Origin of the sequence: Fulvivirga sediminis (assembly GCF_016757215.1) — a bacterium.
GTDB lineage: Bacteria > Bacteroidota > Bacteroidia > Cytophagales > Cyclobacteriaceae > Fulvivirga > Fulvivirga sediminis.
On record NZ_JAESIY010000006.1, the window covers coordinates 323,665 to 341,920 of the forward strand.

At 38.7% G+C, this 18,256-nt stretch carries 12 protein-coding genes; 3 read left to right on the plus strand and 9 right to left on the minus strand.

The genetic code is table 11. The annotated features are described in order from the left end of the window. Positions 1-17: 17 nt before the first annotated feature. Positions 18-1,259, minus strand: coding sequence for a transcription termination factor NusA (nusA, locus tag JL102_RS12930; RefSeq protein ID WP_202244836.1), 1,242 nt, complete (start codon positions 1,257-1,259; stop codon positions 18-20). A 7-nt stretch (positions 1,260-1,266) separates the two neighbouring features. Next, positions 1,267-1,731 (minus strand): ribosome maturation factor RimP, encoded by a 465-nt coding sequence (locus tag JL102_RS12935; RefSeq protein ID WP_202244837.1) that lies wholly within the window; start codon positions 1,729-1,731, stop codon positions 1,267-1,269. Between the two features lie 168 nt (positions 1,732-1,899). On the opposite strand from JL102_RS12935, the gene JL102_RS12940 reads away from it, so the two are divergent. Beyond that, a complete protein-coding gene (locus tag JL102_RS12940; RefSeq protein ID WP_237390575.1) occupies positions 1,900-2,925 on the plus strand; it encodes a M28 family peptidase in 1,026 nt (341 codons plus the stop codon). Between the two features lie 130 nt (positions 2,926-3,055). Here the strand turns inward: JL102_RS12940 and JL102_RS12945 are convergent, their stop codons facing one another. Beyond that, positions 3,056-6,043 carry a M4 family metallopeptidase gene (locus JL102_RS12945; RefSeq protein WP_202244838.1) on the minus strand — a complete coding sequence of 996 codons (2,988 nt, stop codon included), beginning with the start codon at positions 6,041-6,043 and terminating at the stop codon, positions 3,056-3,058. Between the two features lie 340 nt (positions 6,044-6,383). Beyond that, positions 6,384-9,260 carry an aminomethyl-transferring glycine dehydrogenase gene (gene gcvP, locus JL102_RS12950; protein ID WP_202244839.1) on the minus strand — a complete coding sequence of 959 codons (2,877 nt, stop codon included), beginning with the start codon at positions 9,258-9,260 and terminating at the stop codon, positions 6,384-6,386. Between the two features lie 221 nt (positions 9,261-9,481). Here gcvP and JL102_RS12955 point away from each other — a divergent pair, with 221 nt between their 5' ends. Then, the gene (locus tag JL102_RS12955; RefSeq protein ID WP_202244840.1) at positions 9,482-11,005 is read left to right on the plus strand and encodes a M28 family peptidase; all 1,524 of its coding nucleotides are present in this window, start codon (positions 9,482-9,484) and stop codon (positions 11,003-11,005) included. 72 nt (positions 11,006-11,077) lie between these two features. Here the strand turns inward: JL102_RS12955 and lipA are convergent, their stop codons facing one another. Continuing rightward, the gene (lipA, locus tag JL102_RS12960; RefSeq protein WP_202244841.1) at positions 11,078-11,965 is read right to left on the minus strand and encodes a lipoyl synthase; all 888 of its coding nucleotides are present in this window, start codon (positions 11,963-11,965) and stop codon (positions 11,078-11,080) included. A gap of 65 nt (positions 11,966-12,030) precedes the next feature. After that, entirely contained in the window at positions 12,031-12,750 is a 720-nt protein-coding gene (locus JL102_RS12965) for a hypothetical protein (RefSeq protein WP_202244842.1), read from the minus strand. Between the two features lie 95 nt (positions 12,751-12,845). Between JL102_RS12965 and JL102_RS12970 the strand changes: the two genes are divergently transcribed. Continuing rightward, on the plus strand, positions 12,846-13,253 hold the full coding sequence (locus tag JL102_RS12970) for an OsmC family protein (RefSeq protein WP_237390576.1): 408 nt from the start codon (positions 12,846-12,848) through the stop codon (positions 13,251-13,253). Here JL102_RS12970 and ytxJ read toward each other — a convergent pair. The 3 genes from ytxJ to JL102_RS12985 are packed head-to-tail and all read right to left on the minus strand — an operon-like array spanning position 13,243 to position 18,255. Continuing rightward, the gene (gene ytxJ, locus JL102_RS12975; RefSeq protein WP_202244843.1) at positions 13,243-13,584 is read right to left on the minus strand and encodes a bacillithiol system redox-active protein YtxJ; all 342 of its coding nucleotides are present in this window, start codon (positions 13,582-13,584) and stop codon (positions 13,243-13,245) included. The two genes, JL102_RS12970 and ytxJ, sit on opposite strands and share 11 nt — an antisense overlap. A gap of 3 nt (positions 13,585-13,587) precedes the next feature. Further along, positions 13,588-16,221, minus strand: coding sequence for a hypothetical protein (locus tag JL102_RS12980; RefSeq protein WP_202244844.1), 2,634 nt, complete (start codon positions 16,219-16,221; stop codon positions 13,588-13,590). A 57-nt stretch (positions 16,222-16,278) separates the two neighbouring features. Next, positions 16,279-18,255 carry an alpha-ketoacid dehydrogenase subunit alpha/beta gene (locus JL102_RS12985; protein WP_202244845.1) on the minus strand — a complete coding sequence of 659 codons (1,977 nt, stop codon included), beginning with the start codon at positions 18,253-18,255 and terminating at the stop codon, positions 16,279-16,281. Between the last annotated feature and the right edge of the window lies 1 nt (position 18,256).

Consider the following 18,256-nt stretch of genomic DNA (forward strand, 5'->3'; position numbering starts at 1 on the left):
GATTATTAAAAATTTGCTTACTCGAACTCTTGTTTAAGAACCTGCATCACATTGTTAATTGTCTCTTCTTCAAGGTCGGTTCTTCGTTCAAGTTCTTCTTTGGAGAGTGCCAATACGCTCTTTGCTGTGTCAAGGCCAACTCTTTTAAGCTCGTCTAAAACCCAGTCTTCAATTTCATCTACGAATTCATCGATATCCACATCCTCTTCTTCAAAATCTCCCAGTTCTCTGAATACGTCGATCTCTAAACCTACTAACTTACTCGCCAACTTAATGTTTTGCCCGCCTTTACCAATAGCTAAAGACACTTGATCTGGTTTCAGATATACTGATACGCGACCATCTTCTTCGCTAATTTTTATACTTGATATTTTAGCAGGGCTCAAAGCTCTTGCAATATACAACTCCATGTTATCAGTATAATTGATAACATCTATATTTTCGTTTTGCAGCTCTCTTACAATACTATGGATACGAGATCCCTTCATACCTACACAAGCACCTACAGGATCTATTCTGTCATCATAAGACTCTACTGCCACCTTTGCTCTCTCTCCAGGCTCTCTTACCACCCTTTTTATGGTAATAAGGCCATCGTATACTTCGGGAACTTCACTTTCGAACAGTCTTTCCAAGAACACCGGGCTGGTACGAGAAAGGATAATCTTCGGATTACCATTTATCATCTCCACCCTATCCACTATGGCTCTCATAGGATCGCCTTTACGAAATCTGTCTTTGGGTATTTGTTCATTTTTCGGTATTGAAATTTCATTACCGTCCCCGTCAGTAAGTAATACTTCACGACTAAGTATTTGATATACTTCTCCTGAAATAATTTCACCTACTAAATCTTTATATTTCTGGAAAAGAATATCTTTTTCCAGATCTTTCACTTTTTGGATCAAGGTCTGACGAGCCGTCATCACAGCTCTTCTACCAAAATCTTCAAGTGTAATTTCTTCTGCTACTTCTTCACCTATTTCAAAATCCGGCTCTATTTTTCTAGCCTTGCTTAAGCTAATTTTGTCATGATCCCAAATGTCTTCACTGTTATCATCTACGATTTCGCGAAACCTCCAGATTTCTAAGTCGCCTTTATCGGCATTTATAATGATGTCAAAGTTTTCATCAGTCTCAAATTTCTTACGGATCATAGTCCTGAATACGTCTTCAAGAATACGAATCATCGTAGGTCTATCTATATTTTTTTGTTTTGCAAAATCTGCAAATGACTCGATTAATACACCGGTATCCATTTTTCTATTATTTAAATGAAATCTGAACTATTGTTTTTTTAATATCTGACAACGGTATTTCTACCTCCTCCAAATCTTTCTTTTTCCCTTTTTTCACCTCTTTATCGAGAACAACTCTGTTCTCATCTGCCGCCTTAAGTACTCCTACTACCTCGGTATCTTGTAGGTATACTTTTACTTGCCTGCCTATATTTTTCTTGTATTGCCTAATAGATGTCAAAGGGTGATCTGTCCCTGGAGAAGATACTTCAAGTCTGTAAGCATCACCAATAACATTATTTTCTTCAATTTCATTCCCTATAAGCCTACTTAGGTCTGCACAAGTATCTATGTTCAGCCCCTCGTCTCCATCTATAAGCACCAAAACTTTCTTCGGCCCATTGTTCGACTTTATTACTACATCCACCATGAAGATTGATTCATCAGGTAGGTGTTTCTCTGCTATGTCGTATACACGTTTTTCCAAATCCATATTGAAAACAGAATATAAAAAGAGGGGACTAGCGTCCCCTCAAAACTAAATGTCGATTTTCAACGCAAATTTAAAGCAATTTTGTTTGCTTTACAAACAATATAATCAACAAACTATTCTTTACAGTTTTTAAATGATAATGAGTTATAATTGTAACTGTTAAATAAAATGAAAAGATCAATGTCAGGCACCGGCTCTCCCATCGTTATATATATAAAAAGTTTTGTCTATCTTTTGTTTATAAGCCTTTTAATTATCTCTTGTAACGGAGACGGAAAAAAGAGCTCTCAAGAAGCTGAAAGCAAAAAAGTTGTAAATGTTCCTAACTTCAATGCTGACTCAGCTTATCATTTTGTATCTAAGCAAGTAGAATTTGGACCAAGAGTGCCCGGCAGTGAAGCTCATGAAGCTACTAAACAATATCTAATAGGCACCTTTGAAAAATATGGGGCTCAGGTTAAACCTCAGGAGTTTACCTCTACCACCTTTGATAACCAACAAGTATCACTTACTAATATAATGGCATCCTTTAACCCTAAGGCGAGCAAAAGAATTCTTTTGGCCGCTCACTGGGACGCCCGACCATTTGCAGACAAAGACTCCGTACGAAAATATGAACCAATAGATGCGGCTAATGACGGGGCCAGTGGAGTAGGTGTGCTGCTAGAAGTAGCCAGAGTATTACATAACAGCTCACTGCCTGAGGTAGGAATAGACATTTTACTTTTTGATGGAGAAGACTGGGGCGAAACCCAAGGTGCTGATGTACCTACTCCTCAAGGATTAGACTCATGGTGGTGTCTGGGCTCTCAATACTGGTCTAAAAACAAAGGGAATTACTCTGCCTATTATGGTATACTACTGGATATGGTAGGAGGGAAAAATGCCAAATTTTACATTGAAGGCATGTCTAAATACTATGCCTCATCTATAGTAGATAAAGTTTGGAACAAAGGTATTGAACTTGGTTTTTCTAACTATTTCATAAAACAACCAGGTGGACAAACTACCGACGATCATGTATTTGTAAATGAATACGCAAAAATACCCATGATTGATATTATTGCTTTTGACCCTAAAGACGGTGGTTTTGGCAACTTTCACCATACTCATCAAGACAATATGTCTATCATAAGTAAAGAAACTTTAAGCGCAGTAGGTAAAACACTACTTCATGTGATTTATTATGAGTGAGGTTTGAGCTTGGTTTGCAGTATTAAGTTTAGAACTTTCAGTGATTACTGCGAACCAAGATTTATCATTAGCAAGATGATTAAAATTTAATTAGATACTCATTTATTATAAAGAAGGCAAGTAAATACACTTACTCCTTAATAACCTTCTCCATAATCTTATATCTCTCAGTTTGCACTAGTATGATATAAACACCTTGTGGGAGAGTAGACATATTGATCTCTCTTCTTTCTTTATCTATTTCTACATTTCTCACCTCTTTCCCGTTAAGCGAAGTAAGCCTAATTTCCAATACTTCCATTTGATCTGGCAAAGCAATATGTAACCTATCCTTCACAGGATTTGGTGAAAGGGAAATTTCCCTTTTTATTTCTTCATATTCTAATGACTTAGAAGACTCAACTCCTACTGGGGTAAAAGCCAATAAGCCGTCTATTATATTCACAGAGTAATCCTCCACCTCTCCAAACTCAAATGATTCACAAGGTTCGGGTGCAGAATTATACTTCATAGCCACTCGCATTCTGGTGGTACCTGTAAGTGCTGAATCAGGAATTACAAACTCTGATGATAATACCCCACTAGCTGATGAAGATCCCGTCACTATCTGTTCCCCTTCAGCATTAAACTTTCCATCTTGATTAAAATCTATCCATATGCCCCAGAATTCTTTATATGCAGAGCTTTTAAAACCAGCACTAAAGTATATAGTATAAGCAGAGCCCTTGCTCAAAGTAGTAGTTTGATCTGTAAAGTTTCCATACCCATTATCTGACAATGTTTTATTATTTATAGAATCTAACTGCACATGATCAATCCACTCGTAACTGACATTATTACCCCTTGCGCTGCAATAAAAACTAATATCCTCTAAGGTTGTGAATTGACTAACTCCAGCTTCAGATGTATTTCCAGCTTTATCCTTCGCCCTTACTGACACCTGATAACTAGTACCCGCAGTAAGTTCCTTTAAAGAATAGCTCCTCTCTTTAGTAAAAGTCTTCAATTCATCATTAAGGTAAACTTCATATCCTGAAACACCTACATTATCTGTAGCAGTAACCCAACGTACATGAGCACTCTCAGCGGTAATATTATTTACTGTCACCAATCCTGGTTTGCTCGGTGGATCTACATCAACCTTGCCCTTACCAACGCAAAACTCTATTACCGAAGTGTATTCAAATTCTGAACCGCCTCCTATTGTAATATTAGTAGAATCATCTTTTAATGTAAAACTCCCATTACCGTGACTACAGCAAATACCATCTCCATATTCATCCTTAATAATTAAATCATACTCTCCATCCTCCAAATTAAAGGTTTTAGTTACAACAGCTCCTGCCTCCAAGTTTTCGTAATTAGCTTCTGAGTCCACTACTTTACTGTCACTATTTTTAAGAGACCAGCTAATTTCTTCAGGATGATCATCCATAGTTATGGTTAAAGTCACGGTACCCTTTACGCAACCCATAGAATCACCATCTGGGTAATCTACCCCGACCCCCACAGCATACCAAGCACTTTGGGTTGCTATTGCTTCTTCCGAATCCTCTCCAAACAACGATTTGGCAGCTTCAATCCCATAGTTTCGAGCCTCCAAAAAGCCAGAATTAGGTGTTAAATAGGCAACTTCTAACAAGTAAGCTATCTCAGCAGCTTTTTCAATACCGATTCCTTCCACATCATAATTATTTCCATTGTCATTGGTACCTTTTTTACCTTCTGCTAAAATATAAAACCAATGCCCTAAAACTGTACAGTTAGTATGTATCCCTCCATTATCAGAAGATGATCCTGTAACCCAAAATGCGCCATGGTAAGTGTCTGGTTGCTCGTTGGATTTAGGGTCAATCAATGAGCGTCTTGCCTTACCTAAATCTTCACCCACTAACCAGTTTTGCTTTTCAGGAGCAGCATAACGCTCTACACAGGCTGCCCAGATGTCACTAAAACCCTCGTTGAGAGCGCCAGTTTCTCCTGTAGAATTTAATTCAGCAGTATGATCATTGATACCATGACCGATCTCATGTGCTACCACATCCATTACGGTATATGGCAAATCACCAGTGCCATATAAAACTCTGCTTCCATCCCAAAATGCATTGTTATTGTCTGCATAGCCTAGCTCTTTTAGATCAAAATGAACATAATTTCTAATTGCACCGCCGTTATCGTCATAGCTCTTTCTATTGAAGGTATTGAGAAAATAATCATAAGTTTGCCCCGCTGCCCAATGTGCATCTAAAGCTCCATTATCTTTACTTTCATTATTCCACTCGTCTTCCTCCCAACTATTATCATTATCCACAAAGTCAGAAGCTTGATCAAAGTTTGCCCCCCCATTCATATCATAGGTTTCTATACCTTCCCCTCTGGTGTTATCCCTAAGCCTATAGCTATTTCCTGAAAAGCGGTCCGTCTGAATACTTCGTACACCACTATACCGGGTATGAGCGGTACCCTCTTCCGCCACATGATGAATAATAGGCTTTGACTTAATTATTTCTCCTGTTTTAGCACTTACAAAAACATAAAGTCTGCCCAAAGGCTGATACGAATAAATATCATATTTATAAGCTAGTTCGTCTTTAACAATCACCAAGTCTCCTTCAGGTTTTTCATATCCTATAGCGTTTGCCTGGTCATGTTCATCCCATAAATAACTCTTAGCGCCAACAAAATCCACCGCTTTTTTAAAAGCCTGCTCCCCAGATAGTGATGGATTTACATCCACACCCTCCAACACTTGATAGTCTCCATTCATTGCAGAAACCTTACCGGCTACGGTATGTACATTGTAAATAGCATCTTCAACTAGTATTCCTTTATAAAATTGCTGATAGCGAGTATGTACTCTCCCTCGAGAATCTGTATAAGACTTGATAGCCTTAAAATCATTTTCATTATTAACTGACAACCTCTCATGCAAGACCTCATTTACCTCTGTAGCACTTACACTTTCTGCTTTTGTGTCAAATTTGAGGTATTTATATCTACCGGTCTCTTTACTTACGGAAGATTTAAGCAAACGCCCTTTATTTTGCCCCAAACTAATATTGGAAATAAATATTAGGCCTATACACACAATTAATGATACGCAATTATGCCTGTTCATAATATGAGTTTTAAATAGAATTAGCTTCAATACAAACTACAATTAACTCACCAATAAAACTCCCGGTAAGGACAATTGTTAATATTATATTAGTTCCACTAATATTTCACTGTTATACACGTCGTATTACCGATCTTCTTTACAGATGTAGTACTTAAAAGCTAAAAATAAGGCTATTAGTAAAAGTGCGTAGAAACCCCTTAAAACCAATCGGCCTGAGTGCCAAAAGTTATAAACTAAAGAAGAGTTGAAAGGAATGTTACTATATTAAAAAGGAATAAAAAAAGTCCGTAACTGAGAATTACGGACTTTTTATGTTGTATATTAAAACGATAGCTTATTAAGCCTCATAATGCTCTATAGGCAAACAGCTACACATCAGGTTTCTATCTCCATAAGCATTATCCACTCTGCCTACCGTAGGCCAGAATTTGGCATCTCTGATATACGCTAATGGGAAAGCCGCCTTTTCACGGGTATAGGGTTTATCCCATGCATCTGCTGTAATCAATGCTGCTGTGTGAGGAGCATTTTTAAGCACATTATTATCTTTATCACAAGCGCCTTCTTCTACCTCCTTTATTTCTTTTCTTATTTCTATAAGGGCATCGCAGAATCTATCTAACTCTTCTTTAGGCTCACTTTCAGTAGGCTCAATCATCATAGTACCTGCCACAGGGAATGACACTGTAGGCGAATGAAATCCATAATCCATCAATCGCTTAGCAATATCTTCCACTTCAATGCCGCATTTCTTAAACTCACGGCAATCGATGATCATCTCATGTGCACATCTGCCATTCTTACCAGTATACAATACCGGATAATGACCTGACAACCTTTCTTTGATGTAATTAGCGTTCAAAATAGCCATGCGAGTAGCATTTTTCAATCCTTCTCTTCCCATAAGCGCTATGTAAGCGTATGAAATAGCCAAAATACTAGCACTACCCCAAGGTGCTGCTGAAACAGGATCAATGGCTTGCTCGCCTCCTGTTTTTACTACAGGATTTCCTGGCAAGAACGGGGCTAGCTGAGAAGCTACGCCGATCGGTCCCATACCAGGGCCACCTCCACCATGAGGTATGCAGAAAGTTTTGTGTAGGTTAAGGTGACATACATCTGCTCCTATATTAGCAGGACTAGTAAGACCTACCTGAGCATTCATGTTAGCACCATCCATATACACCTGACCACCATGTTCATGGATAATCTCACATATCTCCATGATTTCTTCTTCAAACACTCCATGAGTTGAAGGATATGTTACCATCAAAGCAGAAAGTTCATCTTTATGCTCCTCTGCTTTCGCCTTCAGGTCACTTACATCAATATTTCCTTTATCATCACAGTTAACAATAACCACCTTCATACCAGCAAGCACTGCACTGGCAGGGTTAGTACCATGAGCTGATGAAGGAATCAAAGTCACATTTCTCTTGCTATCACCTCTACTTTCATGATAAGCTCTTATAACCATAAGTCCGGCATACTCACCTTGTGCACCACTGTTTGGCTGTAATGATACTGCCGAGAAACCAGTAATAGCACACAGCCAATCGCTAAGATCTTTGAACATTTCATGGTATCCTTCTGCCTGATCTACAGGGGCAAATGGGTGAATATTACCCAACTCTGGCCAAGTAACAGGAATCATTTCAGTAGTTCCATTTAGCTTCATAGTACACGAGCCTAATGAAATCATCGAGTGAACTAAGGAAAGATCCTTATTTTCAAGCCTCTTTATATATCTCGTCATTTCATGTTCTGAATGATGAGTATTAAAAATAGGATGAGTTAAATATTCTGATGTTCTGATGAGCTCATGTGGCCAGTTCATTTCCAAGTTTTCACTTTCTGACTGAGCAGAAAAAGATAATGAGCCTGCTTTAGCAGCTGCAAAAACAGAAAGAATTTCTTCAATATCCTCGATTCTGGTAGTCTCATCAAGAGAGATACCTACATGACCATCAAAATACCTAAAGTTTATTTCGCTTTTTAAAGCTTCGCCTTTCAATGCGTCTACATTATCTACTTTAACTTTTAACGTATCAAAGTAGCCAGTATTTAATTGCTCTATGCCCAAAGACTTAAGGCCTTTATCTAACAATAAAGTAAGGCCGTGAATACGCTCTGCAATCTTCTTTAATCCAGTAGGGCCATGATAAACGGCATACATACCTGACATCACAGCCAAAAGTACCTGTGCTGTACAGATGTTAGAAGTCGCTTTTTCTCTTCTGATATGTTGCTCGCGAGTTTGTAGTGCCATTCTGTAGCCAGAGTTACCTTCACTATCAACCGAAGCACCAATTATTCTTCCTGGTATCTGCCTTTTATAACTGTCTTTAGTAGCAAAATAGGCCGCATGTGGTCCACCATATCCCATAGGCACTCCAAAACGTTGACTAGTACCTACTACTACATCAGCCCCCATCTCTCCAGGAGATTTCATTAATAGCAGACTCATTAAGTCCGCTGCTATAGCAGTGAATACATTGTTTTCTTGAGCGGAAGCTATAAAAGAAGTATAGTCATGAACCTGCCCGTTATTATCAGGGTTTTGAACCAAAACACCATATAATTCAGGATCAGTAAGATCTACAGTATTGATGTCACCCACTACCAACTCTATACCTACAGGCAGCGCTCTGTTTTTCATTACGCTGATAGTCTGAGGAAATACATTTTGATCAACAAAAAACTTTGATGCCTTCTTCTTGCTTCCCTTCCTTGCTCCTGCCAACATAGCTACCGCTTCAGCCGCTGCAGTACCTTCATCTAATAGAGATGCATTAGCAATCTCCATACCCGTAAGGTCTATAATCATAGTCTGAAAGTTCACTAAAGCTTCCAGCCTACCTTGTGCTATTTCAGCTTGGTAAGGAGTATAAGCAGTATACCATCCCGGGTTTTCAAGTATATTTCTTAATATAACAGGAGGAACAAAAGTATTATAGTATCCTGCTCCTATATAAGACTTGTAAATTTTATTCTTGCTGGCAAGGGACTTGAAATCATTCAAAAATTTGTACTCCGTCTTTGCCAAAGGTAGATTTACTTCCTCTTTTAGCCTAATAGCCTGAGGAATAGTCTGGTCAATCAGTTCTTCCAACGATGTAGCTTTTATTAAGCCTAACATCTCCTTAATTTGTGCCTCGTCTGGCCCGATGTGCCTCGTTTCGAATCTTTCCAGGTTGTTAATTTCAAGTTTCATTAGTGAAGTAAGTTCTTGTAAAAACACTTCCATTTTGCCCGCCAAAATGAAAATGCAAAGTTAGTATTTCTTTATCAGAAATATGCACGAGCAAAAACTTATAAAATCAATTATCAAACTGCGAATTTGCCGCTTGTAACAATTCATAATAAATAAGGGCCTCTTGGAAATATTTTTTTTTACTTTTGAAATAAACATTTCTAAAAATCAGCTTATTACATATGCGAAAGCTTAAATTATTTTTGATTGCGTTTGTCCTGACAGGAAGCTTATATGCTCAGGACAAAACAGCCGAGAAATACGCATCTACCATTACCAAAGAAGACTTACACGAAGATCTTTCCATATTAGCTTCAGATGCACTAGAGGGCAGAGAAACAGGAACGAGAGGGCAAAAAATGGCCGCAGCTTTCATAAGCGCTCATTTCGAATCACTAGGACTAATGGCTCCAGTAAAAAATGGAGACAGAAAAAGTTATCTACAGCCAGTAGAGCTCTACTCTACTGTGCCGGGCGATATTTTCATAGAAGTTAATGGTAAAAAGAAAAAAAACTTTGAAGATATAGTTTACTACGGCACATCTAGTACCAACAATATTATAACCTCTGATATTGTATTTGCCGGAAATGGTTCTGAAGAGGACTTTAACCAAGTAAAAGCAGAAGGTAAAGCAGCTCTAATATTTGTAAATAGCCTAAGAGACCCAAAGTTGATGCAAAATGCTGAAAAAGCTAAAGTGTCTGTTCTCTTTGCTGTAACAGATGCTTCTGATGAAGATTTTAAAACTACTACTAATAGATTTAAAAGATATTTATCAGGAGGAAGGTTATCTTTAGAGAAACCATCTATTGCTACGGGTAGTGCAGACGGAGTATTTCTTTTGTCTCCCACTACGGCAGCTGAGATCTTTAACACCTCAGCAGAAAAACTAAGAGCTGCAGCTAACGACTCCGGTAAAAAGTCTTTAAAGAAGATAAAAACAAGCACTATTAAATATCAAACTCAGCAAAAAGTAAAGACGGTATCATCTGAAAACGTGCTGGGCTACCTGGAGGGTTCTGATAAAAAAAATGAGCTTGTAGTTGTTACTGCTCATTATGACCATGAAGGCATAAAAAATGGACAAGTCTATAATGGCGCTGATGATGATGGCTCTGGAACTTCTGCGGTATTAGAAATAGCAGAAGCCTTTGCTAAAGCTAAGGAAGACGGTAACGGCCCTCGCAGAAGCATGCTATTTATGACTGTTACTGGAGAAGAAAAAGGCTTGTTAGGTTCGAGCTATTACACCAGTAATCCTGTATTTCCTTTAGAAAACACTGTAGTTGACTTAAATATCGACATGATTGGCCGAATAGATGAAAAGCATAAGGATGATATTAACTATCTGTACCTGGTAGGTGCAGATAAACTTTCATCAGAACTGCATACTATAAGCGAAAAAGCTAACGACACGTACACTAAATTTGAGCTGGATTACACTTATAATGATGAGAATCACCCAGAAAGAATTTATTACCGGTCTGACCACTGGAACTTTGCTAAAAACAATATCCCTGTAATCTTCTATTTTAATGGAACCCATGAAGATTATCATCAGCCTACAGACACTGTTGATAAGATTAACTTCGATTTATTAGAAAAAAGAGCCAAATTGGTATTTTACACCGCTTGGGAACTGGCCAATAGAGAAGAGCGAATAAAAGTAGACAAGCCTAGTGAGCAAAAGGTAAATCAAGAATAAAATCTACACAATTATAAAAAAGCCGGACAATGGAATACATTGTCCGGCTTTTTTATTGTCCTTTCCTATATATCAAATAGGCACATTTACATGTCTTTCTGCGTGGTAAGATGATCTCACCAAAGGTCCTGATTCCACATACTTAAGCCCTCTTTTTAAACCTTCTTCTCTATAGGCATCAAACTGATCAGGATGAATAAACTCTGCCACCTCAAGGTGCATCTTAGTAGGCTGTAAGTACTGACCTAATGTAAGGATATCTAATCCATTAGCCGCCAAGTCATCCATTGCTTTGTGTACCTCATCTTGAGTCTCTCCTACACCAAGCATGATGCCTGTTTTAGTTCTCTTACCAGCTTCCTTAGTCTTTTTAATTTGCTCAAGGCTTCTATGATATTTAGCTTGAGGCCTTACTCTTCTATATAATCTTTCTACAGTTTCTACATTATGAGAAACTACTTCTTGTCCCGGCTCTATCATTCTATACAGCGCATCCCAATTTCCTTTCACATCAGGAATAAGTGTCTCTATAGTAGTTTCAGGACATAGCTCTTTAGTTAACTTCACTGTTTGATACCATATTTCGGCACCTCTGTCTTTTAGCTCGTCTCTGTTTACCGAAGTAAGTACAGCATGCTTTACTCCCATTAGCTTAATGGCCTCCGCCACACGTTTAGGCTCTTCCTCGTCATACTCCGGAGGCCTACCTGTAGCAACTGCACAAAAAGTACAACTTCTGGTACAAACATTACCTAAAATCATAAAAGTAGCCGTACCGGCACCCCAGCATTCCCCCATATTAGGGCAGCTTCCACTTTCACAAATAGTATGTAATTTATGATTATCAACCAGTTTTCTCACTTTAGCATATTCCTTACCAATAGGTAATTTTACTCTTAGCCAGTCTGGTTTACGTTTTTTCTTTTCTTCTCCTTCTGAAATTACTGGTAATTCGATCATAAGTAGGGTATGATTATTCTCAACACAAAACTAGATAATAAATATTTAAGACCTCACTGTTTCAACTATCTTCTCTTGCCGTAGAAAAGTGTAATGAAAGCTGTAGGAAAAACAGAGCTGTTATCGTAAGCTGGCATAAGCTCTACTTCGCCAGCATAAGCATCTAATAAAAAGCCTACTTCAAACCCTGTAACATGACTTTTCTGTGACCCCAACTCAAAACTGAGGCCTGCTTTTAGATTAGCGCCTATTCTCACCTGCGACTCAAAAAGTCCTTGGAAAATCCTTCCTGATCCGTAAATCTTTGAAATATCTACATCAGGAGTATAAGGAGCATAACTAAGATTTGAATTACCTTGGTCATTATAATAGCTAATATAATATGGCGTAAGTAAACCTATTGAAGGACCAATAGCGCCTATAGCTTTTATCTCCACCCCCTGCTCAGGAGCCTTCCTAAATAGAACTAACTCTCTCCCATATTGCAACCTGATAGCGTACAGATAGTTACTTTTACCATAAATAAATTGGCCTCCTCCCTGATTAGAAGTTATTCTCAATTCACGCTCATGCTTTACATTCATAAGCTCTAGGCCATAACTTTGGTACATTCTGTCACTCAGTCTTTTTGACTTGCGAGCCACCAGCCCACCAATAAGCCCACCAGCGGTATTTTTATTTACTCCCCAAATAAATTCAGATTCGTAATTATCTGCCTCTAAAGACTGAGAAAATCCCCAAAAAGGAGTAAATAAAATAAGTATAAATAATAGCTTTTTGCCCATACTAAGCAACAGAAAAAGTAATAATTTATAAATTTAAGGATTTTAGATTTATTAACGAAAATAGCTCAATTTTAGTTTTTACTGAAACCCTAATTATGACACACTCTATGACTTCCGAATATTTAGGTGACCTACGCACAAGCGCAACTCACCTTAAATCTAACAACTCTATTATTACCGATGCGCCTCTTGATAACAACGGCAAAGGAGAAGCTTTTTCTCCTACTGATCTAGTTGCATCTGCTTTAAGCAGCTGTATGATTACAATCATGGGTATTAAAGCTGCTCAGGAAAATATAGACCTGAAAGGGCTAAAAGCAGAAGTAACTAAAGTTATGTCTGCCAGCCCTAGGCAAATCAGTGAAATTATTATCTCTTTTTCTCATGATCATCTGGAGGCCACTCCTAAACAAATAGAAGTGCTTAAAAGAGCAGCGAAAACATGCCCTGTAGCCCTAAGTTTATCTCCAGACATCAAACAAACTATCAGCTTTAACTTTTAGCCTGATCAATGATCTCTGAATAATTAATACCCATGTGGGAGTTGTTATAAACAGCTTCCCCTTCTTTGATCAATATAACCTGGGGTGACTCATGCTGCACTCCAAAGGTATCGGCTATTTCATTAGAAATACTGCGGTATTTCAAAAGATCCAAGAAGTATGGTTTTATCACCTGGGCATCATCATCTTGCCATGATCTTTCCAACCTATTTAGAGCCATACTACTAATAGGGCAAGTGGTACTATGCTTAAACAGCATCACCATTTGCTCTTTTGACTCTTCTTTTATATTATTTATTTGATCCTGATTGTCTATTTTATTCCACTTCATATTCTAATCGTTCCAAAGTCCTTCTTCTTTCTTATCGTATCTTGGTTTCCTTTCCTTCTGTTTCACATTCAGAGGCTGATTTTCCTCTTTTTTAAACCACTTAGACCACAATATCTTAAAACTAAATACTTTTTCTTTCTCTCTTTTGCCATTAGACTTCATGTTCACATACTTGAAGTCAGGATGTCTATTACCTACCCATTTTTTTTGCATTTTAATATTACCCTGATAGCTACTAGCTTTTATAGCAGCCCTTGAAGGGCCTTTGCCTTTAGGCGCATTATCTGCAGCATGTGGTCGGGTTTTGTAAGTAACGTTTGCCTTAAACCGCCCTTGAAAGTCCATACCCTTAGCTGTACCTTTCCCGGCAGGTCTGTTCTTTAATGATTCTCTGGCTGCCGATGGATTTTGTTTGAAAACTCTTTTGTCTTTAACGTTACCAGTATATTTCCCTGTTTTAAAAAATTCCTTATTTGGCTTTCTAACTTTAATAGACTCATCAGCAGCATGAGGAGCTTTTTTATATTTAAAACTTCTCTTTACACCTCCTCTATACACATGGGCATCGTCAGGCCCAGTTTTATTCATGTAAGGGTACATTTTTATATTACCCGTAAAGTTGGCCGACTTAGCTGCATTTTTCTTTACCAGGTCTTTCTTAAATTTAATATTGCCTTGAAATGCCGCCGACTTCTTGTCTTGATCTCTTGGAGAACGGCTATTAATAGGCTTCTCTTTATTATTCCATAACTGTCCACTTATGCTACCGCCACCCTTAAACACTTTTCCAGCCTTAACATTGCCTTGAAACTTCGCTATCCTATTATCTTGCTTTCTTGGGGCTCTACCTTCTACAGGTCTTCCTTTGTTATTTCTAGAACGATCACTAATACTACCTCCTCCTTTAAAAATACGACCTCCTTTTATGTTACCCTGAAAACCTGCAATACGTGTATCTTGCGATCTTGGAGATCTACTCTGAACAGCTCTTCCATTATTATTTCTAGAACGATCACTAATACTACCTCCTCCCTTGAAGATACGACCACCTTTCACATTGCCTTGGAATTTAGCAGTTTGATTATCCTGTTTCCTAGGCCCACGTCCTTGTATAGGTCTGCCATTATTATTCTTGGAGCGACCACTAATACTTCCTCCTCCTTTAAAAATACGGCCTCCCTTGGCATTACCTTGAAATTTAGCAGTTTGGTTATCCTGCTTTCTAGGCCCACGCCCTTGTATGGGTCTGCCATTATTATTTTTAGACCGACCACTGATACTGCCACCACCCTTGAAGATGCGGCCACCTTTAACATTACCTTGAAATTTAGCATTTTGCTTATCTTGTCTTCTCGCTCCTCTGCCATCTATTGGTCTACCATGGTTGTTTTTGGAGCGACCACTAATACTGCCTCCTCCTTTAAGGATACGACCTCCTTTAACATTGCCCTGAAAACCTGCAACACGCGTATCTTGTGACCTTGGAGACCTGCTTTGTACAGCGCGCCCACCATTATTCATTCTTTTGCCACTAATGCTACCACCTCCTTTGAGCGGTTTCCCGGCTCTTACTCGCCCTTTAAAACCACTACTTACTGAAGGTGAACCTGACCTAGGCAATGGTGTACCGCTTCGCTCTTTTCTAGAACTCCTGGATTTAAATCCTCCTCCTTTAAGTTTCCCTTTATAAGCCTTATCTCCTTTTCTCTTAGTTCTAGGATAAGTATTAAATTGTGCTCCTCCAAAATTTGGCTTTTTAGAATTTCTTGATCGTAATTTATGGCCACTGATATCATTTTTCCAGGCCCTTTCCCTTCTCTTAGTAGCAGAAATATGCCCACCTTGAACATTGCCATTATAAGCTCTATCGCCTCTTCTACCTCCAGAAGAAGTATATTTTATTCTTCCTGGTCTTTTTATTGTTTGCCGTTCGTTAGTTCGTTTTGTTTGGAATTTCCGACCTGAAATATTGCCCTGAAAAGCTTTTTCCCAAGGGCTTCGTTTTCTAAAAGCACTATAAGGGCTTTTCTTTCTTCTTACATTATAAGATCCGGATGCCGAACGAGGTGAAATCCTTTTGGTTTTACGAGACCTTTCCGGATCACGAGTAGCTGACATATAATTTTGTCTATAGCGCTTTCCTGTAAAAGTGGTTCTAGCTGAGGTTCTATTAAAAGCACGCCCTGCGGCCTTACCTGCTCGCTCTCTTTTTCTGGAGCTATATCGCGGTGTTTGTCTATTAGCTTTGGCCCTGCTCCCCTCACTCATTCTTTTTCGGCCAGCATAAGGATTGGGAGATGCTAATCGAGCACCCCATTGAGGCTTGGTAGAACGTTTAGATTTGTATTTTCTTCCTGTTATATCTCCATGATAGGCTCTCTCTCCTTGTCTCGACCGGATTTTAAACTTGGTAGCTCTTAATTTCCCTCTATTAGACTTGCCCTTATCACCTCTTCTCTTGAGCCTTCTGTTCTTTTTATTTTTCTTTGCTTTTACCTTCTCATATTCGGATCTTTTGCCCTGAGCATGCGCCACAGGAGAAGCCATGCCAATAAAAAACAAGAGCAGTATTCCATAGAATAATGTCCTTATTACTGGCAATTTTGCAAAAAATGGTATTTGATAGGTAAACTTCAATCCGGCTGGTCACTTAAAAAATTAGAATTCAATTAGCCTTTAAACGCACTAATTTAATTAAAATTCCAGCAATTCCTCAATTTTTTGTTTGAGCCTTCCTTTTGGAAGAAAGTTTTCTTCCAGCGAAGAGGCAAAAGGCACTGCACTATCCAAGCTGGCTACTCTAAATACTGGAGCATCAAGGTATTTAAAATAATGCTCTCCAATCCAGGCAGACAGCTCTCCGGCTATCCCTCCTGTAAGACAATCTTCATGTAAAATCAAAACTCTGTTAGTTTTCATTACCGTGGTCTTTACTGCTTCCTTGTCCCAAGGCAACAGGGTTCTTAAGTCTAAAATATCTGCAGAGATTCCTAGTTCTTTTACGGCATCTTTAGCCCAATGAACGCCCATACCATAGGTTATAATAGACAACTGCCCTCCTTCTTCTACCAATCTGGCCTTACCTATTTCGATAGTATAATAGTCATCAGGAACAGATTCACTCAGTGAACGATATAAATATTTGTGCTCAAAATAAATAACCGGATTAGGGTCTTCTATAGCCGATGCCAGCAGACCTTTTGCCTCTGTAGGAGAAGATGGGTAAACCACCTTTAACCCTGGCGTATGAAAAAACCAAGCTTCATTTGACTGGCTGTGAAAAGGCCCAGCTCCAACTCCAGCACCTGCAGGCATTCGAATGACCACATCTGCATTTTGCTGCCATCGGTAGTAAGACTTAGCCAAGTTATTTACTATTTGATTAAAACCACAGGTCACAAAATCAGCAAACTGCATTTCTATAACACTCTTCTGCTTTTTGATAGACATACCTAAGCCAATACCTATAATAGCAGATTCGCAAAGAGGCGTATTTCTTATTCTTTCTTTTCCAAAAAGCTCCACAAAACCTTCTGTTACTTTAAAAACACCACCATACTCCGCTATGTCTTGCCCCATCACCACTAGCTCAGAGTTTCTCTCTAAGCTTTGTTTGAGTGCATCAGAGATAGCATCTACCAACCGTTTTTCCGAAGTTTTATCACTAGCAGGTTTAATTTCTCTATAATCATGAGGAGCATACACATCGTTAAGCTCTTTTTCGGCTGATGCTTCAGGTATTGCCTCTGCATAAGCATGCTTCAACCCTTCATCTATTTCTTTTTGAATTACCTTTCTAAGTTTATCTATATAAGCCCTTGTTATTATATTCTCCTTTAAAAGGAATGCTTCATAATTTTCTACAGGGTCTTTAAGTGACCATTTGTCTAAAAGCTCTTTAGGCACATATTTAGTTCCTGATGCCTCCTCATGGCCTCTCATTCTAAATGTGATAGCTTCCACGATCACAGGTTTGTGATTCGCCCTCATGTTATCTGTCAATTGAGAAATAGTATTATAGACCTCAAGGACATTATTACCATCAATCTTAATGGCATCTACCCCATAACCAATACCTTTATCTACAAAGCTAGAGCACCTATACTGCTCACTTACCGGGGTAGAAAGGCCATACCCATTATTTTCAATCACGAATATTACTGGCAAGTCCCAAACAGCAGCCACATTGAGTGCCTCGTGAAACTCTCCCTGGCTAGCGCCACCATCACCAGTAAACACCACTGTTGCCTTTCTCTCTCCTTTCAACTTATTAGCCAAAGCAATGCCATCAGCCACTGACAGCTGCGGCCCCAAGTGAGAGATCATACCTATAATATGATGTTCATTAGTCCCAAAATGGAAAGACCGATCCCTACCTTTAGTGAAACCAGAAAGCTTACCCTGAAACTGAGCAAACAATTTATTATACGGAATATTTCTAGAGGTGAATACCCCAAGATTTCTGTGCATAGGCAGAATATATTCATCAGAGCGAAGTGCAGATGTCGCTCCTACAGAAATAGCTTCCTGTCCAATACCGGAAAACCATTTACTCACTTTACCTTGCCGGAGTAATATCAACATCTTTTCTTCTATCATGCGCGGTCTTAAAAGTCCTTCATATAAGGCCTTCAACTCCTGATCTGTATACTCCTTGCGATCAAAATTCATA

Coding starts and splice junctions, on each gene's coding strand:
- nusA (WP_202244836.1), bottom strand. CDS start 1,259: ATGGATACCGGTGTATTAATCGAGTCATTTGCAGATTTTGCAAAACAA.
- JL102_RS12935 (WP_202244837.1), bottom strand. CDS start 1,731: ATGGATTTGGAAAAACGTGTATACGACATAGCAGAGAAACACCTACCT.
- JL102_RS12940 (WP_237390575.1), top strand. CDS start 1,900: ATGAAAAGATCAATGTCAGGCACCGGCTCTCCCATCGTTATATATATA.
- JL102_RS12945 (WP_202244838.1), bottom strand. CDS start 6,043: ATGAACAGGCATAATTGCGTATCATTAATTGTGTGTATAGGCCTAATA.
- gcvP (WP_202244839.1), bottom strand. CDS start 9,260: ATGAAACTTGAAATTAACAACCTGGAAAGATTCGAAACGAGGCACATC.
- JL102_RS12955 (WP_202244840.1), top strand. CDS start 9,482: ATGCGAAAGCTTAAATTATTTTTGATTGCGTTTGTCCTGACAGGAAGC.
- lipA (WP_202244841.1), bottom strand. CDS start 11,965: ATGATCGAATTACCAGTAATTTCAGAAGGAGAAGAAAAGAAAAAACGT.
- JL102_RS12965 (WP_202244842.1), bottom strand. CDS start 12,750: ATGGGCAAAAAGCTATTATTTATACTTATTTTATTTACTCCTTTTTGG.
- JL102_RS12970 (WP_237390576.1), top strand. CDS start 12,846: ATGACACACTCTATGACTTCCGAATATTTAGGTGACCTACGCACAAGC.
- ytxJ (WP_202244843.1), bottom strand. CDS start 13,584: ATGAAGTGGAATAAAATAGACAATCAGGATCAAATAAATAATATAAAA.
- JL102_RS12985 (WP_202244845.1), bottom strand. CDS start 18,255: ATGAATTTTGATCGCAAGGAGTATACAGATCAGGAGTTGAAGGCCTTA.